This is a genomic window from Mesobacillus sp. LC4, from assembly GCF_053543455.1.
Window position 1 is genome coordinate 309117 of sequence record NZ_JBGCUB010000005.1, and the last position, 21115, is coordinate 330231.

Annotated in this window: 33 protein-coding genes and 1 tRNA gene; 25 read left to right on the forward strand and 9 right to left on the reverse strand. The window is 40.9% G+C overall.

From position 1 onward, the window contains the following. Nucleotides 1-21: 21 nt before the first annotated feature. Nucleotides 22-498, forward strand: a complete 477-nt coding sequence (locus AB5I83_RS17065) for an NUDIX hydrolase (protein ID WP_448976910.1) — start codon at nt 22-24, stop codon at nt 496-498. A 163-nt stretch (nt 499-661) separates the two neighbouring features. On the opposite strand, the gene AB5I83_RS17070 is transcribed toward AB5I83_RS17065, so the two are convergent. Then, the gene (locus AB5I83_RS17070) at nt 662-1051 is read right to left on the reverse strand and encodes an NUDIX domain-containing protein (protein ID WP_448976911.1); all 390 of its coding nucleotides are present in this window, start codon (nt 1049-1051) and stop codon (nt 662-664) included. A 480-nt stretch (nt 1052-1531) separates the two neighbouring features. Here AB5I83_RS17070 and AB5I83_RS17075 point away from each other — a divergent pair, with 480 nt between their 5' ends. From AB5I83_RS17075 to AB5I83_RS17090, 4 genes are all read left to right on the forward strand, one after another. Next, nucleotides 1532-2704, forward strand: a complete 1173-nt coding sequence (locus AB5I83_RS17075) for an FAD-dependent monooxygenase (RefSeq protein WP_448976912.1) — start codon at nt 1532-1534, stop codon at nt 2702-2704. Between the two features lie 114 nt (nt 2705-2818). After that, on the forward strand, nt 2819-3394 hold the full coding sequence (locus AB5I83_RS17080; RefSeq protein ID WP_448976913.1) for an NUDIX hydrolase: 576 nt from the start codon (nt 2819-2821) through the stop codon (nt 3392-3394). A gap of 31 nt (nt 3395-3425) precedes the next feature. After that, nucleotides 3426-3821 (forward strand): VOC family protein, encoded by a 396-nt coding sequence (locus AB5I83_RS17085; protein ID WP_448976915.1) that lies wholly within the window; start codon nt 3426-3428, stop codon nt 3819-3821. A 17-nt stretch (nt 3822-3838) separates the two neighbouring features. Further along, nucleotides 3839-4078 (forward strand): DUF3977 family protein, encoded by a 240-nt coding sequence (locus AB5I83_RS17090; protein WP_167833008.1) that lies wholly within the window; start codon nt 3839-3841, stop codon nt 4076-4078. Between the two features lie 64 nt (nt 4079-4142). On the opposite strand, the gene AB5I83_RS17095 is transcribed toward AB5I83_RS17090, so the two are convergent. After that, nucleotides 4143-4604, reverse strand: coding sequence for a hypothetical protein (locus AB5I83_RS17095; protein ID WP_448976917.1), 462 nt, complete (start codon nt 4602-4604; stop codon nt 4143-4145). A gap of 154 nt (nt 4605-4758) precedes the next feature. On the opposite strand from AB5I83_RS17095, the gene AB5I83_RS17100 reads away from it, so the two are divergent. The 3 genes from AB5I83_RS17100 (at nt 4759) to AB5I83_RS17110 (ending at nt 6182) form a co-directional block, all read left to right on the forward strand. Beyond that, nucleotides 4759-5256, forward strand: a complete 498-nt coding sequence (locus AB5I83_RS17100) for a GNAT family N-acetyltransferase (RefSeq protein ID WP_448976919.1) — start codon at nt 4759-4761, stop codon at nt 5254-5256. 29 nt (nt 5257-5285) lie between these two features. Next, a complete protein-coding gene (locus AB5I83_RS17105) occupies nt 5286-5741 on the forward strand; it encodes a GyrI-like domain-containing protein (RefSeq protein WP_448976921.1) in 456 nt (151 codons plus the stop codon). Between the two features lie 81 nt (nt 5742-5822). Further along, complete coding sequence (locus AB5I83_RS17110) at nt 5823-6182, forward strand: DUF2500 domain-containing protein (RefSeq protein ID WP_448976923.1); 360 nt, start codon at nt 5823-5825, stop codon at nt 6180-6182. Nucleotides 6183-6227: 45 nt separating this feature from the next. Here AB5I83_RS17110 and AB5I83_RS17115 read toward each other — a convergent pair whose 3' ends face one another. Continuing rightward, nucleotides 6228-6728 (reverse strand): CBO0543 family protein, encoded by a 501-nt coding sequence (locus AB5I83_RS17115; protein ID WP_448976925.1) that lies wholly within the window; start codon nt 6726-6728, stop codon nt 6228-6230. 119 nt (nt 6729-6847) lie between these two features. Between AB5I83_RS17115 and AB5I83_RS17120 the strand changes: the two genes are divergently transcribed. From AB5I83_RS17120 to AB5I83_RS17160, 9 genes are all read left to right on the forward strand, one after another. Then, nucleotides 6848-7168 carry a hypothetical protein gene (locus AB5I83_RS17120; protein ID WP_448976926.1) on the forward strand — a complete coding sequence of 107 codons (321 nt, stop codon included), beginning with the start codon at nt 6848-6850 and terminating at the stop codon, nt 7166-7168. Between the two features lie 12 nt (nt 7169-7180). Further along, nucleotides 7181-7663: a hypothetical protein gene (locus AB5I83_RS17125; protein ID WP_448976928.1), complete on the forward strand. Its 483-nt coding sequence runs from the start codon at nt 7181-7183 to the stop codon at nt 7661-7663. Between the two features lie 89 nt (nt 7664-7752). After that, entirely contained in the window at nt 7753-8166 is a 414-nt protein-coding gene (locus tag AB5I83_RS17130; protein ID WP_448976930.1) for a VOC family protein, read from the forward strand. 2 nt (nt 8167-8168) lie between these two features. Beyond that, nucleotides 8169-8729 (forward strand): shikimate kinase, encoded by a 561-nt coding sequence (locus AB5I83_RS17135; protein WP_448976932.1) that lies wholly within the window; start codon nt 8169-8171, stop codon nt 8727-8729. A 20-nt stretch (nt 8730-8749) separates the two neighbouring features. Then, nucleotides 8750-9331 carry a DUF899 family protein gene (locus AB5I83_RS17140; RefSeq protein WP_448976934.1) on the forward strand — a complete coding sequence of 194 codons (582 nt, stop codon included), beginning with the start codon at nt 8750-8752 and terminating at the stop codon, nt 9329-9331. A gap of 25 nt (nt 9332-9356) precedes the next feature. After that, nucleotides 9357-9794 carry a GyrI-like domain-containing protein gene (locus tag AB5I83_RS17145; RefSeq protein ID WP_448976935.1) on the forward strand — a complete coding sequence of 146 codons (438 nt, stop codon included), beginning with the start codon at nt 9357-9359 and terminating at the stop codon, nt 9792-9794. 67 nt (nt 9795-9861) lie between these two features. Then, on the forward strand, nt 9862-10602 hold the full coding sequence (locus AB5I83_RS17150; RefSeq protein ID WP_448976937.1) for a class I SAM-dependent DNA methyltransferase: 741 nt from the start codon (nt 9862-9864) through the stop codon (nt 10600-10602). 7 nt (nt 10603-10609) lie between these two features. Next, complete coding sequence (locus tag AB5I83_RS17155) at nt 10610-10801, forward strand: hypothetical protein (RefSeq protein ID WP_448976939.1); 192 nt, start codon at nt 10610-10612, stop codon at nt 10799-10801. Between the two features lie 57 nt (nt 10802-10858). Continuing rightward, complete coding sequence (locus tag AB5I83_RS17160; protein ID WP_448977165.1) at nt 10859-11074, forward strand: GNAT family N-acetyltransferase; 216 nt, start codon at nt 10859-10861, stop codon at nt 11072-11074. 861 nt (nt 11075-11935) lie between these two features. Here the strand turns inward: AB5I83_RS17160 and AB5I83_RS17165 are convergent. Further along, nucleotides 11936-12844: a nuclease-related domain-containing protein gene (locus tag AB5I83_RS17165; RefSeq protein WP_448976941.1), complete on the reverse strand. Its 909-nt coding sequence runs from the start codon at nt 12842-12844 to the stop codon at nt 11936-11938. 136 nt (nt 12845-12980) lie between these two features. Between AB5I83_RS17165 and AB5I83_RS17170 the strand changes: the two genes are divergently transcribed. After that, the gene (locus AB5I83_RS17170) at nt 12981-13202 is read left to right on the forward strand and encodes a hypothetical protein (RefSeq protein WP_448976943.1); all 222 of its coding nucleotides are present in this window, start codon (nt 12981-12983) and stop codon (nt 13200-13202) included. Nucleotides 13203-13229: 27 nt separating this feature from the next. Here AB5I83_RS17170 and AB5I83_RS17175 read toward each other — a convergent pair whose 3' ends face one another. Next, nucleotides 13230-13520, reverse strand: coding sequence for a hypothetical protein (locus tag AB5I83_RS17175; RefSeq protein ID WP_448976945.1), 291 nt, complete (start codon nt 13518-13520; stop codon nt 13230-13232). Nucleotides 13521-13605: 85 nt separating this feature from the next. On the opposite strand from AB5I83_RS17175, the gene AB5I83_RS17180 reads away from it, so the two are divergent. Beyond that, the gene (locus AB5I83_RS17180; protein ID WP_448976947.1) at nt 13606-13782 is read left to right on the forward strand and encodes a hypothetical protein; all 177 of its coding nucleotides are present in this window, start codon (nt 13606-13608) and stop codon (nt 13780-13782) included. Nucleotides 13783-13800: 18 nt separating this feature from the next. Beyond that, entirely contained in the window at nt 13801-14322 is a 522-nt protein-coding gene (locus tag AB5I83_RS17185; protein ID WP_448976949.1) for a hypothetical protein, read from the forward strand. Nucleotides 14323-14356: 34 nt separating this feature from the next. Here the strand turns inward: AB5I83_RS17185 and AB5I83_RS17190 are convergent, their stop codons facing one another. Next, nucleotides 14357-14788, reverse strand: a complete 432-nt coding sequence (locus AB5I83_RS17190; RefSeq protein ID WP_167833025.1) for a DUF2621 domain-containing protein — start codon at nt 14786-14788, stop codon at nt 14357-14359. A gap of 139 nt (nt 14789-14927) precedes the next feature. Between AB5I83_RS17190 and AB5I83_RS17195 the strand changes: the two genes are divergently transcribed. The 3 genes from AB5I83_RS17195 (at nt 14928) to AB5I83_RS17205 (ending at nt 18051) form a co-directional block, all read left to right on the forward strand. After that, nucleotides 14928-15024, forward strand: a tRNA-Sec gene (locus AB5I83_RS17195). 179 nt (nt 15025-15203) lie between these two features. Next, nucleotides 15204-16016, forward strand: coding sequence for a VOC family protein (locus AB5I83_RS17200; RefSeq protein WP_448976951.1), 813 nt, complete (start codon nt 15204-15206; stop codon nt 16014-16016). Between the two features lie 340 nt (nt 16017-16356). After that, nucleotides 16357-18051, forward strand: coding sequence for a M3 family oligoendopeptidase (locus AB5I83_RS17205; RefSeq protein WP_448976953.1), 1695 nt, complete (start codon nt 16357-16359; stop codon nt 18049-18051). A 77-nt stretch (nt 18052-18128) separates the two neighbouring features. On the opposite strand, the gene AB5I83_RS17210 is transcribed toward AB5I83_RS17205, so the two are convergent. Both AB5I83_RS17210 and AB5I83_RS17215 read right to left on the reverse strand, forming a co-directional pair. Further along, nucleotides 18129-19094 (reverse strand): LCP family protein, encoded by a 966-nt coding sequence (locus tag AB5I83_RS17210; protein WP_448976955.1) that lies wholly within the window; start codon nt 19092-19094, stop codon nt 18129-18131. 147 nt (nt 19095-19241) lie between these two features. Then, a complete protein-coding gene (locus AB5I83_RS17215) occupies nt 19242-19997 on the reverse strand; it encodes a DUF3891 family protein (RefSeq protein WP_448976957.1) in 756 nt (251 codons plus the stop codon). A 95-nt stretch (nt 19998-20092) separates the two neighbouring features. On the opposite strand from AB5I83_RS17215, the gene AB5I83_RS17220 reads away from it, so the two are divergent. Next, complete coding sequence (locus tag AB5I83_RS17220) at nt 20093-20359, forward strand: DUF1450 domain-containing protein (RefSeq protein ID WP_448976959.1); 267 nt, start codon at nt 20093-20095, stop codon at nt 20357-20359. A 27-nt stretch (nt 20360-20386) separates the two neighbouring features. Here the strand turns inward: AB5I83_RS17220 and AB5I83_RS17225 are convergent, their stop codons facing one another. Beyond that, complete coding sequence (locus AB5I83_RS17225; RefSeq protein ID WP_448976961.1) at nt 20387-20572, reverse strand: hypothetical protein; 186 nt, start codon at nt 20570-20572, stop codon at nt 20387-20389. A 163-nt stretch (nt 20573-20735) separates the two neighbouring features. Here AB5I83_RS17225 and AB5I83_RS17230 point away from each other — a divergent pair, with 163 nt between their 5' ends. After that, on the forward strand, nt 20736-21089 hold the full coding sequence (locus AB5I83_RS17230) for a hypothetical protein (protein ID WP_448976963.1): 354 nt from the start codon (nt 20736-20738) through the stop codon (nt 21087-21089). The last annotated feature ends 26 nt before the right edge of the window (nt 21090-21115 follow it).

A 21115-nucleotide genomic window follows, 5' to 3' on the forward strand; every position in this document is an offset into this window, starting at 1 on the left:
ATTTTTTAAGGGGAATGAAAAATGGATGCAACTTTTTACATGGAAAAGGCTGTTTTTAACTATCGGGTAGCGGCAGTTATGATCGTTGATAACCATGTACTGATTCATAAACAAGCGAAAGACGAACACTGGGCATTGCCAGGAGGCAGGGTCGAACTTCAGGAAGATTCACAAACAAGTGTGGTTAGAGAAGTAAAAGAAGAATTAGGAATCGATGTAAAGGTGGACCGTCTGCTCTGGTTTACAGAGAACTTTTTCGACTACAACAATAAAGACTATCATGAAATCGGTCTGTATTATAAAGTTTCCCCTCAACACGGCAGCTTCAACTTCCACAAAGAGGAGTTTTATGGTGAAGAGGGAGAGCGGTTGATCTATCAGTGGGTGCCAATCAGCAGCCTTGAGAAAATTAAACTTTACCCTGAGTTTATCAGGACGTCATTGGAAGATTTGCCAGTGGTGCCACAGCATCTTGTTATTCGAAAATATAGCATATAAAATCGGTGGAATACATAATCTTCACATGATTCGATACACATGTAGCTAGGAAAAATTATGAGGTGAAATCGTATAAATGAATAACCCTTTTGAATAGTTGTATGAGCAGCCACCTCCCACTGGATGCAAGGTGGCTGTCGATTACAAACTTACTTTACCCCTTTTATACGACCAATTTCAAAGCTTCTAAAACTTTAGAAACGTGGAGGTCATCCTTCATTGATTCAAGTGAATGCCATTTTACTTCTTTTAGGGTTTGTTTGTTGCCAAGTTCAGGATCGTAACCGACCGAGGCTTCTTTGTCGTTTAATGTGCGGACTAAAAAACATCTTTCTTCGCCATGGGTGTATTGACCAGTAAATAGATAGTCAACTACCTCCACATCCAAATTTACTTCTTCTTTTACCTCCCGAACGACTGCGTCTTCGAATGTTTCACCTGCTTCAAGACCTCCCCCTGGGAGTGTCCAAAAAGAACCGTCCGGATAGACATGCTTCGTCATAAGTATATAATTGTTTTTGATGATCGCAGCAAACGCTCTTGGTCTAGTCAAAAAATTAAGCACCTCACAAGTAATAATATAGAAATTTTACTATATTTTAACATATTAAAAGAATCTATCGGACAAATAGATGTTGATATCGTATAAGGTGTCCGATAGGTGGTCTCTATCGGACAAACGGAAGGTGGGTACCCGGAAAAATGTCCGATAGAAGGGGTCTATCGGCCAAACGGAAGGTGGCAACCAGGAAAAATGTCCGATAGAAGGGGTCTATCGGCCAAACGGAAGGTGGCAACCAGGAAGATTGTCCGATAGAAGGGGTCTATCGGCCAAACGGAAGGTCGCAACCAGGAAAAATGTCCGATAGAAGGGCTCTATCGGACAGACGGAAGGTGGAAACTGGGAAAAGTGTCCGATAGAAGGGCTCTATCGGCCAAATGGAGGGTGGAAATGGGGGGAAATGTCCGATAGCAAGGCTCTATCGGCCAAACGGAAGGTAGAACCGCAATCTCATTGGAAGGGGCTGGACAGATGGTCAACTCAATAGACAATCCAGATATAGCGATTATCGGTGCTGGCATCGGGGGACTTTCTGCGGCGATTGCCTTGCAGCAGCTTGGCCAAAAGGTCAGAGTTTTTGAAAGAGCTTCGGAACTAATGGAGATGGGGGCGGGAATTGTATTGTCTGCCAACGCAATCAAGGCATTGGAAAAGCTCGGTATTGCGGATCAGGTGCGCGAGGCTGGTTCGCCAGTAAAGAAGGCGGAAATCAGGACTCCGGATGGCCAACTTCTTGTTAATATGCCGGTGCATAAGCAAGCTGAACGATATGGCACTTACAGCTATTTGATTTACCGGCCAGACTTACAGAGAATTTTATACGAAAAATTAGCACCTGATACTGTAATACTTGGTAAAAAGTTTTCTCGACTGGAACAGCATCGGGAGAATATAACTAGTATGTTTGAAGATGGAGAAATAGTATATTCAAAGTTTCTCATCGGAGCGGATGGCGTTCATTCTCGAGTAAGACAAAATATTCTTGGGGACTCTCCGTTACGTTATTCGGGCTTCGCTGCTTTCAGAGGGATCTCCCGCTTTGAAGATGATCGTTTTCCAGTGGAGCTGGGTGGAGGGTTTGAAGCGTGGGGCAATGGAAAGAGATTTGGTTTTTCGCATTTAGGAAAAGGCCGCGTGTTTTGGTTCGCAGCGATCAACACGCCACAAGGGAAACTCCTGGCTGCCCCAAATAAGAAACAAGTGGCTTTGGATCATTTAAAAAGCTGGTGGGGCCCCATCTCTAATGTCATTGATTCTACCGATGAGGAAGATATCCTTGTGCATGAAATATTTGACCGTAAGCCAATCAAGAAATGGCATAAAGGAAGAGTGACACTGTTGGGAGATGCAGCTCATCCGATGCTGCCTAACCTCGGACAGGGTGGAGCCCAGGCGATGGAGGATGCTTTAATGCTCACACGATATCTCAAGAGATTTCCTCAAGATGTAGAGCAGGCATTGAGCCGATATGAGCAAGAAAGAATTCCGCGTGTTACTAAAATTGTACATGGTTCCAGAATGATGGCAAGAATGATGCAACTGGAGAACCCAATGGCAGTCAAAGCCAGAAATCAATTGTTGCGGAAAGTGCCAGATGAATTGAAAATCAAGAGGCTGGACTGGATTCTTGGATACAAAGTGTAGATATCAAACGATAAATTTAATCGTACTTCATGAGTGAGGTGGGATTCTTTTGTTAAAAAGAAGGAATATCGATTGTTTGTACAGAATCCTTCTATAAAAAATCGGAGGGCGTTTATGGATACGAAACATGTACGGACATCCGGGGCTTACATTCTCTATAACGGATTTTTTCCCTTCCAGGTTGGACCAACCCGAATAGGGGATAAACTGGGCGTGGTCAGGCTTGGGGGGCATCGGGAAGGTAATGAAACGGCATCTGATACCGTATTCCGTGAAGTCTATGAAGAATCCAGAATGAAAATAAATATCTTCCACTCTCCCATCACTTTTTTCAAGAAGGATTGGGATGGCGTGGCAAGAAGAGTAACAACAAAAGAAGCCGTTGCACCCATCCTGATAAAAGGGACAGACCCAGAAGGTTCTACAGCAATGTATCTGGCTTATTCAGAAAGTGAACCAGTTCCTTCTGAAGAGACAAAGGGCTTGCTCCTGTTAACTCCAAATGACATTAAACAAATCTGCGAGCAGCAGATCACCTTGAAAGAGTTTATAAAGCATGGCGGTTCCACTTTATTAAAGAAAGAAATGAACCAGGAATTGACACTAAAGCCGTTTCCTCAGTTGTTATTTTTACATGAACTCTTTGAAAAAGAAAAAACTTTCATGGATAGGTTCATGCTTGGAAAATGAATAGTTACCTGGAGCAGAAGGAGGCGGAAAAATGATTTTCGAAATGACCTATCAGGTGCGTGTTCCGCACTTTAAAGAAGGATTAGACTGGTATAGAACCTTCCTGAACAGCGAGCCGGATTTTACTCCACATGATGGATTTGCTGAATGGGAACTGATTCCTGGGGCTTGGCTGCAGTTGGCTGAGGGAACAACAGCGTCTGGGAGCGGTCCCTTGCGTTTGGGGGTCAGGTCGATTGAAGCTGAACGCATCAGATTAGACAGAGAGCTGGATGTTCAATCATTCGAGATTTTTGCAAGAGTGGAAGTCCCTGTAAAGTGGGCGACATTTTCCGATCCATGGGGAAATCAAATTGGCTTGTTCGAATACATTGATAAGACAGAAATGCAGGAGAGAATCACTTCCGTCTTGGGGAGCAAGAGATAAAGGGGTTGCAATAGCTGTTGAAATTCATTGAGGCAGGGATCGGAAACACATGGACGGTAAGGACGGAAATTGAAATGGAGAACGGAAGTGAATATGAGGTCCGAGGAATCCATGGCCCGATACATTTTCATTCAGCCTATATACGATTGTGGATCCGTAAAACAGTAATCATACTCGATTCCAGAGAAGGTTTTAAAAAAGTACATAAGAACCATAAGGATTTCAAACTGCTGCTAGGAATCGTCAGCAAGCAATAAGGCTTGTCTTAAGAATAGAAGGAGAAACCTTCAGATTTGGAATCTGAAGATTGGAATACGGCTTTCAATATCGTCGACTTCTACCTCCGTTATAGAGAATATCAGAAGTTAGAAAAACCCCTACAGGAGGTAAGCCTGCTGTATACATTGGTGCACCAGTCAATACCGTATCAGTCGTGGCAATCCAATTGCCGATTTCCCCGGCTTGCAAGGATGGTGGCTTCATCAGGAACTGTCCGTTTAGCATATGGTGACGGACAAATATACCTGGGTCATCAAAAATACTTATTTGACCTGTGAACGAAGCATAAGGTGAATCGAAGCGAAGTTGATTTGCATTTTCATCCCAGATCCCCTGAATCGGCAGGGGGGTTCCACGGAAATTAGCAGTTCCTGTAAAGCTATTACCTGACAAAGCATTAATGGTAAAGGTACCACGGACAATTGGTTTGCCAGCGATTTGCGCATCAATCCCCCAGCGCGAAGGAACGGGTAAAATCGTTGTTCCATTCTTTCTGATCTGCAACCTGATCTCTCCTTTATTTATAGGTTCATAGCCTAATAAAAAGTATATGCATCATGTGATGAAGTGGGGAATGTAACCTGAGCGAGCAGAACAAAGAAGGCAGTTTTTCCATTAAGAAAACATAACTTTTCTGAAACGAATGAAGGAGTAACTTATGTCAAAAGAAACAGTATCCCTGGAGTTTTATGTACCTGAATTCAAAAATGCCTTATTGGATTATGACTTGCTTAAAGAACAGAGGAGGTTCACTGCTTTTCCTGCAGATGCTCTGGAAAAGTGTAAAGAAGATCCGGAGAGACTCCCTGTTGTCATTCTTTATGGCAATCAGCCAGCTGGTTTTTTTGTGCTTCATGGCTTGTCAGGAGTGAAAGATTACAGTGATAACAAAAATGCAATGCTGTTAAGAGCGTATTCGATTAATCTTTCTTTTCAGGGAAAGGGAATTGCTTCTAAGTCCGTCCTGTTATTGAAGCGCTTTGTAAAGAATCATTTCCCTCTAGTGGACGAAATTATATTGACTGTGAACCAATCAAATATCGTGGCGCAAAATGTTTATAAAAAAGGCGGTTTCGTTGATCAGGGGAAACGCGCTATGGGAAGAGAAGGAGAAATGTATATTTATCATTTGTTCCTAAATGAATTTTCCGGATAAAAATTTAATTTTAAAAGGAGGAGTGGACAATGCCAGAGGTAAAACATTGTACTGAAATAAAACTGGTAGGCATCCGGGTTTTGTGCCCTGGAGATGAGTATCTTAAAGAAATCCCGAAAGCTTCCAGGCAGTTGAGCGAGCGGAGTGACGAAATAAAAAATGTGGTGGACCATTCTTTGCAGCATGGGGCATTTGTAGTGGATAATAGCTCAGATAAAGAAGATGGGTATTGGGTTTGCGTGGAAGTATCCGACTATGAGAATATCCCTGCAGGCATGGTGACCCTGACGATCCCACCACAAAGATATGCTGTATTGCGGCATAAAGGCTCTAATGAAAAAATCAGGGAAGCATATAGCGAGCTTCATCAATGGATTCAAAAACATGGATATAAGAGAGTAACGGACAAATGGCATTTGGAAGTGTTTCAAAATTGGACAGATTCTCAGGACATAGATGTTGAACTTATGGATACTATAGGATAACTTGGAATAATTTGAATCTTTTTCCCATTTTGAACCGTAAAGATATACAGACATTTAGCTTTAATGGGGAGTGGATGAATCATGGTAGAAGCACCAGGAGATTTTATGTTTACATTTGGCCCTATTTTTATGGGAGCAATCTTTTTTTTAGTATTTGGAATCATTATTTTTACAATTAATAAAAGCATAGGGACTTGGAGCAAAAACAACCAGTCGCCGCGTGTGAATTCTTATGCTCAAGTAGTGACAAAAAGAACGAGCGTGCGTGGCGGAGGAGAAACGAATGCCCGCAGTCTGTATTATGCTACATTTGAATTTGATAGTGGAGACCGGCTTGAGCTTCAGGTTGACGGTCAGGAGTATGGCCAGTTGGTTGAGGGAGATTATGGAGAACTGACTTTCCAGGGAACACGTTACTTAGGATTTATAAGGCATCGTTAATGTTCAAAAGACCAAATCATCTTGAGATTTGGTCTTTTTTCTGCCCTAATCCACGGATAAATCATCCTTGTTAATCATACGGATGGCGGAGATAATGCCTCTACAGACTAGCAATTTAATTGCTAAACTGATAAATGAGTGCTGCCAGCTCCAGCCTTTTTTCCAGGTAATTAAATTTGTCTTTTTAGCAGCAAAGGTCTCAACTAACACTTGAGGGATAATGAACGGAAAAAGTTTCAAGATGATCCCGCTAGGTTTGCTATTGAGTGTCCATTGATTGTAATAAAGAAGTATTAAAGGGTAATGGACATAGTCAAAAGGCAAGTGGATCTTAAAATTTCTCCTGAATGGCCGGATATCGTATTTTAAATAGCCTTTCGAGACAAGGTACCGGTCCGCCCATGAGTTGCCAATGATACTGACAAGATAAACAATGATCCAATCCTTGAATGAGCGTTTTACGATTGCAAATGGTAAAAGGAAAATGCCTATGATAGTTAAAATATTAAGAAATCCTACAGATAATGTTCTTCGGTTTTTACGCAAGAGTACCACCTCATCTTTAAAGTGTAACTATGGAGATAATTTATGTATGCCAATCTCTTCAATAAAAAATGTGATTGAGGGAATAATTCATTTATCAGATATAAAAAGAAGGTGAGACCTTGCCGCGAAAAACTACAGATCATCCAGAGGAAAAAGAACAGGTGGGTAATATGCCACAGAATGACCAATCAAAGGAAGAAATCGAAAAATTAAATCATATGTTGGCAGCAGTACTTAACTATATATCCGATGATGAAGTCGAGGTCATTGATATAGAATATTTGCTCAACAACACGGAAGGCCTCAGGGACTGGTGGGATCAATATCGTGAAAGAAACAGAAAAGAAATCGAAGAAGAAATATCAAAAGCACTTGGTGATCTTTCGATTGAGGAGTTAGAAGATCTTAGGGAGAAAATTAAGGGGAAAGACAAAGAGTGAAGGATTCTGCTTATGATCGGACTGCTTTTGTCTGTTGTTTTTTTTAACATCATTGCATTCAAAATAAATAAGAGGCTTACCCTTGTCCAAATTGTGCAAATTTGGACATTCACTATCGCCTTGCAGCTGCTTTTTGACTTGATCATTGAGTTCAAATTTCTAAGCTATTGGTATTTTGGCGAGGGAATTGACTGGAAGGGACTGATTCCCAGAACGGTGCTCATTCCGCCAGTCAATATCATCTTTCTGAATTTATACCCATGGGGCAAAAGTATGATATTGAAAGGTGTTTATGTGATCAGCTTTGTTGCCGTGATCTTAATGTATGAACGTGCGACATTGCTGCCGGCACCCTGGGGTTATTTCCACTATGGATGGTGGAAAATCTGGTATTCAGCACTCATTGACCCGATTCTTTTATACATTTTGCTTGGCTTTTACAAATGGATTCTGTGGTTGGAAAAGAAGGACCGTCGTAACGCACTCCCAAATTAGGGGGTGCTTATTTATTTGGCTAGGAAAACATAGATCATTAAGAAGGTGATTTCCAGAAAATAGAGAATTTTTATAGAGAGGTGAGGCGAATGAAAAACCAAATAATCAGGGTAGGGACCATTTATATACCGGTAGAGGATCCAAAGGAATCGTCGAATTGGTATAGAGAAATGCTAAAAGCTAAGTTGAATTATTTGGATGGAGACAAGGCAATTATGGATATGGCTGATATCAGCCTGTTTTTGGTGAAGTCTCAAGGTCAGACTTCAAATTTCACGGACATTAATGGGGAGGAAAGATTTCTCCTTACCTATGAAGTGGATGGTCTTGAGGTTCTTGAAGCATTACATAAAGAGTTTAAGGATCTCGGAATCAAAGTCGGCAGCATCGAAAACCGTGGGCACGCTGGCCGGAATTTTGTGTTTTATGATCTCGACGGAAATAAGTTCGACGTGTGGAGTGAGCTGAGTCTATTGTACAGAGAAAGACTCGAGGTGGAGTAAGAATGAAGTTTGTTTTAATATTTGGCCCTCAGGCTACAGGGAAGATGACAGTTGGACATGAACTGGAAAAAATAACGGATTTAAAGCTTTTTCATAATCATATGACGATTGAACTGGTTAATCCCTTTTTTGACTACGGTACAAAGGAGGGGAAAAGGCTAGTTCGCTTATTTAGAGAAGAATTATTCAAAGCGATGGCCAAAAGTGACCAGGAAGGAATGATTTTCACCTATGTATGGGCATTTGATATGCAGGAAGACTGGGCGTACGCCGAAAAAGTTTGTGAAATCTTCGAGTCAGAAGGCGGAACGGTATATTTTGTTGAGTTGGAGGCGGATTTGGACAAAAGGCTTGTGCGAAACAGAAGCTCGCATCGACTCCAGCAAAAGCCATCAAAACGAGATCTGGAATGGTCGGAGCAGGAACTGGTGAAGTCCATGGACCAATACCGCCTAAACTCAGATCAAGGTGAGATTGAAAGAGAGAACTATATTCGAATAAATAACAATAATTTAAGCGCAACAGAAGTTGCCAAGCATATCAAGGATTATTTTGATTTGTGATTGAAAGGAGATAGGAAGATTTGAACTTTATCAATCAATTAGAACAGGATATAGAACGCAAAGAGAATGAGTTAATGAAGTTGAAACAAGAGCTGGCTGATTTAAGAAAACAGCTTCCTTCATTTACAGTAGAAGATTACACCTTAACTAATACAGAAGGCGAAAAGGTTCTGTTGAGTGAGCTTTTTGGAGAGAAGGATGAATTGATCGTCATTCATAACATGGGGAAATCCTGCTCATACTGTACTCTTTGGGCTGATGGGTTCAGCGGTTTTACAGGTCACCTTGAGAACAGAGTGGCATTTGTTTTGACAAGTCCGGATGACTACAAGACATTAGCGGATTTTTCAAAGGACCGAGGCTGGGCATTCAAAAGCGTTTCGACAATGGGGACAACTTTTAAAGAGGACCTTGGTTTTAAAAATGTGGAGGGATTCTGGCCAGGAGTTTCGATACTGTTAAAGGAAAAAGACGGAAACATCAAACACTATACTAAAGCTTCTTTCGGACCCGGAGATGATTACTGCAGTATTTGGTCACTTTTTGAGTTACTGCCGGATGGTAGCAAAGGCTGGGGACCAAGACAGAATTATGGACGGTAGGAACGTTTTTCTAGGAGGCTAAATTATGTGCCAGGTTGTGAAAAAAGAATTTAAAATCATAGCAGAGAAACATACAGGTCTTTACAAAGATTATGCAGAGTTAGTCCCGAAGGCAGCGCAACAATTTTTGCGGAGAGCCACAAATCTAGCGGGAACCGAGGTTACCGTGTACGAACCCAAAGCGAGTGAGAGCCATATTGAGGGGGCTTTCTATGTAGGGGTACTGGTCAATAAAGAGATGGATATCTTACCAGAAGGAGCGGTATTTCTGGATATTCAGCATTCATATGGAATGATTCGAGGAAAAGGGACAGAGATGGGTCGTTTATATTCTGCATTGGATCAGTGGATTGATGAAGAAGGGTATAAGAGGGATACCCTGGAGAATTTCATTTTAGAAACCTACCATTCAGTGGAAAATGATGGGGAAGAAGTAGAAATATATATTCCTGTTAAAGTCTAAGACAATCCTTTCTATATATGGTAATATATTTTAGATTTGTCTGTCTTTAGAAGGTGGAGGGGATAGGATGGAATTCAGAGGTGCATCTGTTTATGACGAAGGGGAATTTTACGAGAATTATATGAAGCGGAGAAACAGGCCGGAAAGTCCAAACAACATCATTGAAAAGCCCATTTTACTTGAGTTGATTGGAAATGTGGCTGGAACAAGGATATTAGATTTAGGTTGCGGCGATGCGGAAATTGGGGTTGAGCTATTACAACTAGGTGGAGCTTCTTATCTAGGTGTGGAAGGCTCTAAAAATATGACCGTGGCAGCAGCGGGAAATCTGGAAGGAACTATTGGCCAGGTAATCCACTCTTCAATGGAAGCATGGCAACCGCAGCCAGAACAATACGACCTTGTTCTTTCACGTTTTGCCCTCCATTATTTAGAGGATTTAATGAGCGTCTTCAATAAGGTACACGACTCACTGGCGCCTGGTGGGAAGTTCATATTCACCGTTCAGCATCCCATTCTTACTTCTTCGATAAAAAGTGCAGAAGGTTCAGGCAGGAGGACCGATTGGGTTGTGGATGATTATTTTAACCAGGGAGAACGGGCCGAGCCTTGGATCGGAAAAAAGGTGATTAAATACCATCGGACGGTGGAGGAGTATTTCAGCCTTTTGTTGGCATCCGGTTTTATGGTAGAGGATTTGCGGGAAGGCACCCCGAGACCGGAGAATTTACCTAATCGAGAAGAGTATGAGCGTCGGATGAGGATCCCGCTGGTATTGATGATTTCCAGTACGAAGCGTGGGGAGTGACAGCCAGATGGAAATTCGGCCAGCAAAGCAAGAAGATGTTAAGGAAATTTTATCTATTTTATATGCCGCGTCAATGACTTTACTTGAAAAAGGGATCAACCAGTGGCCCTTTCCCTGGGATGAAGAAACGCTTGTGGAGCAGCTTGTTTTTTTGCATGTGGGCACAGTTGGCGGAAAGGTTATTGTTACATTCGGATAAAAAGATTTAAATGATTGGCATGTTGGAAAGAGCGGAAAGTATCTATATTAAATAGCCATTCATCCGGAGTATCAGGGTAAGGGATATGGGTCTGTGATTACAAGCTGGTCATGTCAATATGCCCGGCAACTGGTTGAAGAACTGTATCTGGATTGTTGGGCAGGAAATGAAAAACTAAAAAACTTTTACAGTGAGAATGGCTTTGAATATGTCGGCGATTTTCCAGAAGAGGATTATTACATAAGCGTTTTCAAATGTAAACTGGAGGGGTAGGCGTGGAAGCCATTTTCAGAGGGGTGTTCATGTTATGCACCATGATTACGCGGGATGGAAGGAAAAGGAAGGCTGGGATGGGGAAACTGGTAGACAGTAACTTAGCTACATATTAATAGAAAAAACGGTAAAAAGTTTACAAAATAGCCGAATTTGATTTATTTCATCTTTACAATACTGTGTTAAAGTATAGATGTAAGGCAACTTATGAATATAAGGAGTGTTGGCGATGGTATACAAAGTCATCATAAATTTCTTATTGGTATGTGCCCACTTCTATCTGCTTTAACATATGTTAAAAAAGTCTTAACAAATCAAGGCAAAGAACTTTATATTTCTCTATTAATATAAATACTAGGCAGGATAGCAAGTGTGGCTATCGAGGCAATCAGCGAAGGTGGGGCTGATTGCTTTTTTTGTTGGTTTCAGTAATAAACTGTAACTGTATAGCTCTATCGGACAAAAAGAAAGCGCGAAGCAAGAAAAGTGTCCGATAGAAGAGCTCTATCGGCCAAACGGAAGGCGCGAAGAAAGAAAAGTGTCCGATAGAAGGGCTCTATCGGACAAAAGGAAGGCGAGAAGAAGGAAAAATGTCCGATAGAAGAGCTCTATCGGCCAAACGGAAGGCGCGAAGCAAGAAAAGTGTCCCATAGAAGACCTCTATCGGCCAAACGGAAGGCGCGAAAAAGAAAAAATGTCCGATAGAAGAGCTCTATCGGCCAAACGGAAGGCGCGAAAAAGAAAAAATGTCCGATAGAAGAGCTCTATCGGACAAAAAAAGTATCTATAAGAAAAGATCAACTGCAAACAGGATGGAATATGAGATTTCATCATTTTTAGTCTCATATAATACAGTGTGGTCTATCTATACTTTGTCCATTTCCTCGATCCATCAATTCGAAGATGTTTTGCGAGTATCCTTCTAATCCTTTTACCATCCTTAATCACCACACAAAATTCCTGGATCGCTGAAGTAGTGATTGCTGTATCGGGGGAAATTAATCTAAACTCTTTTACTGTCCGCATCACAGCAGATTCAATTAGTTCTTTACTTCCACAAACATCACACTCAAGATACTTATGGGTGGCTTCCACCTCAAAAGACTCACATTCCAAACAGGTAATTCCTTTCTTCAATTCATCGTAATGAAAGGTAGGTAGTTTATTAAAGGACGATTCAATCTGGTGGAGGGAGACTAGTTTGGTTGCTAGTTTGTAATGGTTGGTGGAGATGGTTCCCGACTGGTTGTTGAGGTTTTCGTGGAGTCGTTTGATCTGAGTTGGGAATATGAACGGGAGATCTGGTTGTGCGTTATACAGCGTGAACTCGGGGTTAACGAAGACGACTGAGCCTTGTATTTTAAAGTTGTGGCCCAGTTGGTTCAATAGTTTCTTGAAAAGCAGCTTGGTGCGGTTGAGTTGATCGAGGGGATTCTTGATTGTTACTCCGGTTGTTATGGAGGTTAGACCGTCTTGTTTGTAGAGGTAGTCACCCTGGTTAGTCTTTATTTCAAAAAGATATATTGTGCCGGAAAATATGATTAAAGTATCGATTTGAAATGTTGTTCTTTCTACTTCGAGCAGCAGTTCGTTCAAGATTAGACAGTTGCTTGTCAGAGTTTCCGTCATGGCATCGAATTGTAATTCTCCTTTATACCCTTTATCGAGGTATGAAAGGTACCTTTTTTCCTCATCTGAGAGCTCGAGTCTTTTATTCAAGATTCGCAGCTTTGATAAAATAATAGGTTCAGTACGCTCCTTAAAAGCCATAAGCCTCTTCCTTCCGATTGTAGTCTACTTAATCATACTAATTTTACGAAATGAAAATATTGAATTTTTTGTGAATTGCGACAAGCTTGCTTGAATACAATGATAAAACCACTTGATTCAGTCAGGAGGAATAGGGATGTCATTGAAGGTTTATGCAATTTTACTTAAAACCCTGGGCCTTGCCGTTTTCCTTGTGCCAATGTTCATGAAAGGGATGGGATTTATTGCGACCATTTCTCCAGCGGTGATGTTCAGCTTAATCGCTATTGGGGTAGTTTTATTAATCGTCGGAAATATTTTCGAGGCGAAGGCTATGCGTTCCGGGACTTATTTCAGACGGAGAAGATTCAGGAGATGAGGAACGAGTTTCAGCAACTGAAACTCGTTATTTTTTTAACGAAAGAATGAACCACACCAGCAAGTATAGATACCCTGCGATTGTGAAAATAGCCCAGAGTGCTCCTTTTTGGAACTCCCTCGCTAAATATTCGAATTCATTCATCTCCAATGGCCTGCCGATACTATTCATAAGACTGACCATAGGCACCGAAATAATGACGAGGATCGCAATCATCGCCAGTGGAATTTGCTTTTTCTTTATCACACTATAAATAGCCCTGACAAAAATCGTCATTAACAACAAATAATAGATGATCCAAAATAAAACTTCCTTCATAGAAATAACCTCCCTAAGGAATTCTATCATTTTTTTATCTTCGATGCCTGTTAGATTGTGGTAAAATTGCTGAGAGGTGAGTATTTTGATAGTAATCAATATTTGGGTAACGGTGATTCTAGTCATTGCCTTTCTCGCAGCAATCGGAGCCTGGCTCAATACAAGGATCATTTTAAAAGATTTGGCTGTGATAAAAGCGCATCTGGGAATCAAGGACGAGCGCACGCCTTCGGTATTTGATAATGACCTCGATAAAGATTGAATAACAGGGTGAAAGACAATGACGAAGATACATATAATTGGCGGGCCAGGCAGCGGGAAGTCATACATAGCGGCGAAACTTTCGAAAATGCTGGGGCTGCCTACGCATGAATTGGACAACTTTTTTTGGGATCACGAGTCCGAGTATTTCGGTTCGCAAACCCCACCGGTAAAAAGGGCGGAAAAACTGGCGAGAGTCGTGTCACAGGAAAAATGGATCATCGAGGGAGTATATCATAGCTGGATAGAGGACAGTTTCCATCAGGCAGATTATATATTCGTACTCAAGACGAATGTCTATGTACGTGACTGGAGAATAGTGAAAAGGTTTCTCCTAAGAAAAGTGAAACTAGCTTCTTCTCCGCGAAAAGAGAATGTGAAGATGCTAGTCGACTTGCTGAAATGGAATCATCAGTATGACGGGAACAATCTTGTACAAGCAATCAAGATGATGAAGCCCTACAAAGACAAGGTCATCATCCTCACTAAGAATGACGATGTCTTCAAGCTTTTTAAAAAGCGGAAGAAAAAGGCAGGCTAATATTGAAAAAAACTGCCTTTAACCAAAGGCAGTTTTAAAACAAACTCTCATATGGAGCAGTGCTGATTTGCTTTTCAGCAAGCCGCTTTCGTAAAAATTTATGGTCACGTTTTGGCGTTGCAAGGATATAGCCGCGGATGACAAGCTCCTGTGAGATCCTATCCACTTTTTCTTTAAGAGCAAGTTCACCTATTTTACCGGCGATCTTATGCCTTGCCACATCCCTGAATAATTCAGGCACCGGACTTACCAAGTCTTCGAGCAATGCCTTCTGTTCATCCGGCCAGAGATGCCTAGTCTGGTTCACATAATACTCTTCCCAGTCCATATCCGATTTGCCGTCATCCTTTGGCAGCTTTTTCAAAAACTTGCGGAACATAAAGTAACCGCCAATTGCGAATAAACCAACCAAAACAACAATCCAGAACATCATAAACCACAAAAACCAACCTTCAAGCTGATACATAACCCTTCACCCACGCATTTCTAATATCTTTCCTTATTATAGTACCACCTATAAAGGTAAGACAAGTCTTGTGACAATTTGAGTAACACTCTTGTAAAATCGACAGGTTCTAAGTATAATAGACCTTGTTCTTCAAAACGGGGCTGAATGGGGTACTGGTGTCCTCCACGGTCTTCAAAACCGCTTGTGACCTGCGTGCCAGGTCAGGTGGGTTCGATTCCCACGCAGTCCCGCCAACTATACATACTAGAAACCGTTCAGCATGCTGGGCGGTTTTTTTTGTGTGAAAAATAGTTGATCCAAGGATACTTGGAAAGGTTCTACTTGGATCGAAAAGGTACGTCCCTCACCTGCTTTATAGTATAATGAATTAATTGAATATTAATAATATTTGCTGTTAGAAAGGGGTAAAATAATGCAATTTTTCTTTGATCACCTAGTTTGGTTCTTAAAGCAGCCAGAGAAAGCAATTTCTCCTTTAAATGAAAGAGGACTTCATGTTGTGAAGGGTGGTCGTCATGAGTCTTGGGGAACATATAATACCCTAACTTATTTTGGCTTAAATTATATTGAATTTTTAGGAATTGAAAATCTATCAATAGCTGTAAAGCATGATGAAAATCGATTGATTACGCAAATCGTTGAACAGTTAGCAAAAGAAAATCGGGAAGGTCCTGCGACAGTAGCGATCCGAACAAATCAAATAGAAGAACTAGCAATAAAACTTAAGACAGAAGGACTTACAGTATATGGCCCGCTAACTGGGGAAAGAGTTCGGGCTGATGGTCAAGTAATCAGGTGGTCATTGTTATTCCCTGAATACGCGGGAAAAAAGGTTGCTTTACCGTTTTTTATCCAATGGGAAAAATCAGATGAAGAAAGGTATTCGGAATTAGAAGAACAAGGAGTCATAGGATCACACATAGTTGGCCAACCAAAATTAGAAAGTGTCGGATTTGTCGTAGATGATTTGGATAAAACACTAGAAATTTGGAGTGAGTTGTTTGGCCTTAAACAAGGAGAAGAGTATACCGATACGGAACTCAATGCCCGTTGCAGAAGTTTAAAATTGAACGGAACTAATTTATCATTTTTTACACCAATTGGAGATGGACCGGCTACTACAGTATTAAAAGAAAAAGGGGAGACTCCTTTTTTAGTGAACCTGACTGACACAAATCAAAGTCACTTCATTGAAATGCTGGATGGTTATTGGAGGTACAGGTAATTAGTAAAATCCCCGCCCAAATACACAACTTAATAACCGCTCAGAATGCTGGTCGTTCTTTTTGTGTCTAGATATTATCTTTAAATGGTGTTCACTCACTATAAGTTTTACCTCAGTCGGTCAATAAGCAAATGAACAATCTGAATTAGAAAAAAATGAAGATTAATTTTTTTATAGCATTGAGAAGTAGAGAATGGCGACCTCCTTTAGAAAGTACTTTAGAACTGCAGTAAATTTATATTTCGAATAACGAAATTTTTCTCTGGAATTAAAAGGAGATTGTCTCACTTTGTCGAACTAGATACTTTATACGATTACTATACATAAGGAGGATTCTTTCATGCAGTTCAACGATTATCCATACACAAGGCCAAATATGGAAGAGGTGGAGGGGAACTTTCATCAATTACTAGAGAGGTTCCAATCTGCTGAGTCTTTTGAGGTTCAGGACGGAGTAATGAAAGAAATTAATGAGTTACGCTCTGAGTTTGATAGCATGAGACAGATTGTTCAAATCCGTCAGACGATTGATACAACGGATGAGTTTTATAAGAAAGAAAAGGATTTTTTCAATGAAGTAGGACCAGCCTACAAGGGATTGATCACAAAATATTACGAGGCGCTTACAGGTTCTGAATTCCGCTCTCAGTTAGAAGAGAAGTGGGGTAAACAATTATTCTTATTAGCTGACAGTCAATTAAAGACGTTCTCTCCTGATGTGTTAAAAGACATGCAGGAAGAAAACAAGCTAGTTAGTGAGTATGTTGATTTACTTGCTTCAGCTAAAATCCAGTTTGATGGGGAAGTAAAAAATCTTGCTCAATTGGTTCCTTATAACCAATCATCTGACCGTACCATTAGGAAGGAATCAAATGAGGCGAAGTACAGCTTTTTTGTTGAGCATGCCGATCAATTAGATGTTTTATACGACAAGCTTGTAAAAGTACGTACGAGTATTGCTAAGAAGCTAGGATTTACTTCTTATACAGAGTTGGCATATGCCCGTCTTTCTCGTACAGATTATGATGCTGAAATGGTCGCAAAGTTCCGTGACCAGGTGAAAGAGTATATCGTTCCTTTAGCTACGAAACTAAAACAAAGGCAGCAGGAACGGATCGGTGTCGATACATTTAAATATTACGATGACAGCTTCAGCTTTAAGACAGGAAATCCTGATCCTAAAGGAGATGCGGAGTGGATTGTACATCAAGCAAAGAAAATGTACGAAGAAATGTCACCTGAAACGAATGAGTTTTACACATATATGGTAGAAAACAACCTAATGGACCTATTAAGTAAAGCAGGTAAAGCTGGCGGCGGATACTGCACCTATATTAGCAAACATAAGTCACCATACATTTTCGCAAACTTTAATGGAACGAAAGGCGATGTTCGTGTATTAAAGCATGAAGTAGGACATGCATTCCAAGTATTTGAAAGTCGTAGATTTGAAGTGCCTGAGTACGGGTTCCCTACACTGGAAGCGTGTGAAATCCACTCGATGAGTATGGAATTCTTTGCATGGCCTTGGATGGACCTTTTCTTCGAGGAAGATACGGATAAGTACAAGTTCTCTCATTTAAGTGAAGCAGTCCTATTTATTCCTTATGGGGTTGCAGTCGATGAATTCCAGCATTTTGTGTATGCCACCCCGGAAGCAACGCCAGCTGAGCGCAAGCAAGCTTGGAGAGAAATCGAGAAGAAGTACCTGCCGCATCGCGATTATGAAGGAAATGACTTCTTAGAAAACGGTGGTTTCTGGCAGCAGCAGGGACATATTTACAAGGTTCCTTTCTACTATATTGATTATACACTAGCTCAAATTTGTGCGTTGCAATTCTGGAAACGTACGCAGGAAAATAGAGAGGATGCTTGGAAAGATTATCTGCACCTTTGTAAGCAAGGTGGAAGCCAATCATTCACAGAGCTTGTTAAAGAAGCGAACCTCATTTCTCCATTTGAAGATGGTTGTGTGAAATCTGTGATTGATGAGATTGAAGCTTATTTGAATACAGTGGATGATAAGGCTCTTTAATGCAGGTGCCAGCGAACTTCAAAACGGCATGTGGCCTGCGTGCCAGTAAAAGTGGGTTCGATTCCAACGCTACCCCGTTAACTAAATATACTAAAAACCGCACACTTGGTGCGGTTTTTTTGCTCTGCCAAAAACTCCTTTAATGTGTTCTTATTAAGTTCAAAATCCACCTCCAAAACCTCCCCAACCCCATCATAAGTTTCATTCTCAAAGCTGCCATCTTCGGGTAGTCTCAGGGTTTGAATATCACCCGTTTCATTGGTAAGTATGTCTTTTCCGATGGTCAGGAGGGTGGGGGTGTCGAGATTGGTTTCGACGTATGTACTTAATAGGTCTAACAGTTTTGGGAGCTTGGTGACGCTGTTGAGCGATACGGCTTCTTCTTTTAGTTTGGATACGATTTCTTGCTGTCGTTGGACTCGTCCGAAATCGCTTAATCGGTCCTGGCGGAAGCGGACGTAGCCTAGCAATTGTTCGCCATGCAGTTGTTGTGTTCCTTCTTCCAATGTCATTCCGATTCCATCGGACATTTCGTATGGGATGTCTACTTTAATACCATCAGGAACGAGGAGGTCGACGGCTTTTACAAAGCCTTCAAAATCAACAATCGCATAATGGTGAATGTCCAGGCCGAAATTGATTTTGATCGTTTCCCTTAGTAATTCGGGACCTCCGAAGGAATAGGCAGCATTTAATTTCTGCTGTCCGTGTTCTGGGATGGTCACATACATATCGCGCATAAGGGAGATCAGTTTTACTTTATGTGTTTGTGGGTTGTAATGGGCAACCATGATTGAGTCTGTTCGCGCACTTTCTTCTCCGCGTGAGTCGCTGCCTAGTAACAGCACATTCACTGCCTTTGTTGTATTCTTCTCTCCCTGAAACGAATCTGCTTCTGCTTTTTGAAAAGGTTGATTAAGAGCTTTATATGTTCCTTCTATGTAATTAAATACGGTAAAAAGACCAACCATGAAGATTCCAAGGAGGAGCAGGGCGCCGAAAACTCTGCCCCATCTTACTCTTTTGCTTCGCTTTTTTGTCATTTTTACACCACCTAGGTTGAACTTTCATTTTTACCAGAAGTGGTCATTATCCCATAACTTTATTTCAGCTTTTTGTAGAGGAGGTTACAATTGTTTGAAATTCTCTTTACAATGCAAAAAAACCGCACAGCGAGTTTTACTGTTCGGTTAAAGAAATGTGACTTTTCTATATAAAAATGGGCTGCTTCGATAAGCGGAAACCAATCCGATTTCTTTGATTTGATCCTTCTCAACTGCCTTATAGGGTATTGTGACATTGAGCTTTTTTGAAAATGGAGAATGTGAGAGGGAAACAGTTTCTTTATCGAGCCACACTGCATGGATGGTTTGGTCATTCAAAAATGAGAATTTCTGAGGAAAGCCATTTTTGTAAAAATAATGCTCTTGTTCCTTTGGCGTTCCAGGTTCATTCAGGCAAATATACAATGACAGGTTATCGCAGAATTTCAATAGATTTAAATGGAAGGAAAGGACTTTGTCATTCGCAATCCCTAATTCCTTCTGTAACTCTTGCTGTCTTTGCATTTCAGCGACCCAAAAATTCTTCCCAATCGTACTTGTTGCATCTTCAAGGAATGAGCCATAGTGGAGACTGCACAGAAGCCCAGCATATGAATCCATCTGAACAACTTCATCAATCCCCTCTTTGTAAAAGGCAAGCTTAGGGCTTCCAGGATAGTCCATAAAGGAGTAAGGCTGCTGGGTATGTTCGTTCCATAATGGCTCTTCATCCGGCTCTATCCAGCAGCGGTCATGTTCCCGTACGGCGAGTACCACTGAATCTTTCTTTTCTATCCCGGAAAAATAATCATCTCTCCAGCATTGTGCGGCATCCCGGGAAACCAGGGCATGGTCATGCTGGGCAACCATGATGAAATCCTTTTCCCGTTCATGAATGATCATGCTTATTCCCCCGATTTATAAATGTTTAGCATATGAGTGAAAAATGTTATAATTCTAAAGTGATAGCGGACTTTACTAGTAAAGGAAGTTTCAAAATGAATGTAATCCAGAAGCTTTTTTCAAAACCAAAGAAAGCAAAGATCGAATTCTGCCAGCGGAATTTGGAGCAGTTTTTACAAGAAGAGAACTATGCTGCCTATAATGAGTTCTTAAGCCACAAAAATATAGCCTACAAGGAATTCGAATGCCAGAGCAAATGCAAGGAATGCAGGCTGTCACCTTATGCTATCGTCAATGGCGATTTTGTTACCGCAGAGAATTCGGACGAGTTGTTAAAGAAAATGGCAGAATATATAGATTGAAAAGCATCGTGCTCGATGCTTTTTTTATTACTGGCCATCCGTTGGTCCATTTCCGCCTGGAAAAATAAAAGACTTGTCATGAAGGGCTTGATCTTGTTCAATTCGGTGATTTTCTGAATCGAGCTTCGGGTCACCGGTTCCTTTTGTTCTATCCATATAAACAGCTATGAGAACCAAAACAATTAACGGGGAGAATATTATTATCCATAACATTTCATCTCTCCTTTCCTTTATGAACAATCCATATGCAGATTTAAAGTTTAGAAAAATAAGAAAACTTGCTTAAGTTAATTTTAACATAAATATCCATTTAGAATGGCGGAGTTTTAAAAATCCTTCTAGAAACATATTTGTTTTATAGAAGGAGTTGGTGAAAATGAATTTCGACATGCAAAAAGCCAACCTGCTGGCGGAGAATATCAAGGGGTTCGCGGAGTTTGTCCAGAAATGCTACAACCATAAATCAGCTTTGATTTTGAATCATGATAAGCTTTACTTGGTGAAGCTATGGGTCGAGGAATATAAATTTAACCAGATCGCTGACGAGCTAGCTAGAATCAATTTGTTTGAGTGGGATGAAAAATACACATTATTGTTGGTGGAGCGGTTCTCAAAAGGTCTTCGAATTATCGATGATTATGTGGTGTATAACCAGTCTGACTTATTTATCCTGACAGCGAGGATCCATATTCTAAAAAATTTGAGTGCACTTTTCTCTGTGGCTGAATGAGAATTCTGATATTTAAAATGTGTAAC

Bases quoted from the DNA above. Each gene is read 5' to 3' on its own strand.
- AB5I83_RS17065 (WP_448976910.1), top strand. From the start codon at position 22: ATGGATGCAACTTTTTACATGGAAAAGGCTGTTTTTAACTATCGGGTA.
- AB5I83_RS17075 (WP_448976912.1), top strand. From the start codon at position 1,532: ATGGTCAACTCAATAGACAATCCAGATATAGCGATTATCGGTGCTGGC.
- AB5I83_RS17080 (WP_448976913.1), top strand. From the start codon at position 2,819: ATGGATACGAAACATGTACGGACATCCGGGGCTTACATTCTCTATAAC.
- AB5I83_RS17085 (WP_448976915.1), top strand. From the start codon at position 3,426: ATGATTTTCGAAATGACCTATCAGGTGCGTGTTCCGCACTTTAAAGAA.
- AB5I83_RS17100 (WP_448976919.1), top strand. From the start codon at position 4,759: ATGTCAAAAGAAACAGTATCCCTGGAGTTTTATGTACCTGAATTCAAA.
- AB5I83_RS17105 (WP_448976921.1), top strand. From the start codon at position 5,286: ATGCCAGAGGTAAAACATTGTACTGAAATAAAACTGGTAGGCATCCGG.
- AB5I83_RS17110 (WP_448976923.1), top strand. From the start codon at position 5,823: ATGGTAGAAGCACCAGGAGATTTTATGTTTACATTTGGCCCTATTTTT.
- AB5I83_RS17125 (WP_448976928.1), top strand. From the start codon at position 7,181: ATGATCGGACTGCTTTTGTCTGTTGTTTTTTTTAACATCATTGCATTC.
- AB5I83_RS17130 (WP_448976930.1), top strand. From the start codon at position 7,753: ATGAAAAACCAAATAATCAGGGTAGGGACCATTTATATACCGGTAGAG.
- AB5I83_RS17135 (WP_448976932.1), top strand. From the start codon at position 8,169: ATGAAGTTTGTTTTAATATTTGGCCCTCAGGCTACAGGGAAGATGACA.
- AB5I83_RS17145 (WP_448976935.1), top strand. From the start codon at position 9,357: ATGTGCCAGGTTGTGAAAAAAGAATTTAAAATCATAGCAGAGAAACAT.
- AB5I83_RS17150 (WP_448976937.1), top strand. From the start codon at position 9,862: ATGGAATTCAGAGGTGCATCTGTTTATGACGAAGGGGAATTTTACGAG.
- AB5I83_RS17155 (WP_448976939.1), top strand. From the start codon at position 10,610: ATGGAAATTCGGCCAGCAAAGCAAGAAGATGTTAAGGAAATTTTATCT.
- AB5I83_RS17165 (WP_448976941.1), bottom strand. From the start codon at position 12,844: ATGGCTTTTAAGGAGCGTACTGAACCTATTATTTTATCAAAGCTGCGA.
- AB5I83_RS17170 (WP_448976943.1), top strand. From the start codon at position 12,981: ATGTCATTGAAGGTTTATGCAATTTTACTTAAAACCCTGGGCCTTGCC.
- AB5I83_RS17175 (WP_448976945.1), bottom strand. From the start codon at position 13,520: ATGAAGGAAGTTTTATTTTGGATCATCTATTATTTGTTGTTAATGACG.
- AB5I83_RS17185 (WP_448976949.1), top strand. From the start codon at position 13,801: ATGACGAAGATACATATAATTGGCGGGCCAGGCAGCGGGAAGTCATAC.
- AB5I83_RS17190 (WP_167833025.1), bottom strand. From the start codon at position 14,788: ATGTATCAGCTTGAAGGTTGGTTTTTGTGGTTTATGATGTTCTGGATT.
- AB5I83_RS17200 (WP_448976951.1), top strand. From the start codon at position 15,204: ATGCAATTTTTCTTTGATCACCTAGTTTGGTTCTTAAAGCAGCCAGAG.
- AB5I83_RS17205 (WP_448976953.1), top strand. From the start codon at position 16,357: ATGCAGTTCAACGATTATCCATACACAAGGCCAAATATGGAAGAGGTG.
- AB5I83_RS17210 (WP_448976955.1), bottom strand. From the start codon at position 19,094: ATGACAAAAAAGCGAAGCAAAAGAGTAAGATGGGGCAGAGTTTTCGGC.
- AB5I83_RS17215 (WP_448976957.1), bottom strand. From the start codon at position 19,997: ATGATCATTCATGAACGGGAAAAGGATTTCATCATGGTTGCCCAGCAT.
- AB5I83_RS17220 (WP_448976959.1), top strand. From the start codon at position 20,093: ATGAATGTAATCCAGAAGCTTTTTTCAAAACCAAAGAAAGCAAAGATC.
- AB5I83_RS17225 (WP_448976961.1), bottom strand. From the start codon at position 20,572: ATGTTATGGATAATAATATTCTCCCCGTTAATTGTTTTGGTTCTCATA.
- AB5I83_RS17230 (WP_448976963.1), top strand. From the start codon at position 20,736: ATGAATTTCGACATGCAAAAAGCCAACCTGCTGGCGGAGAATATCAAG.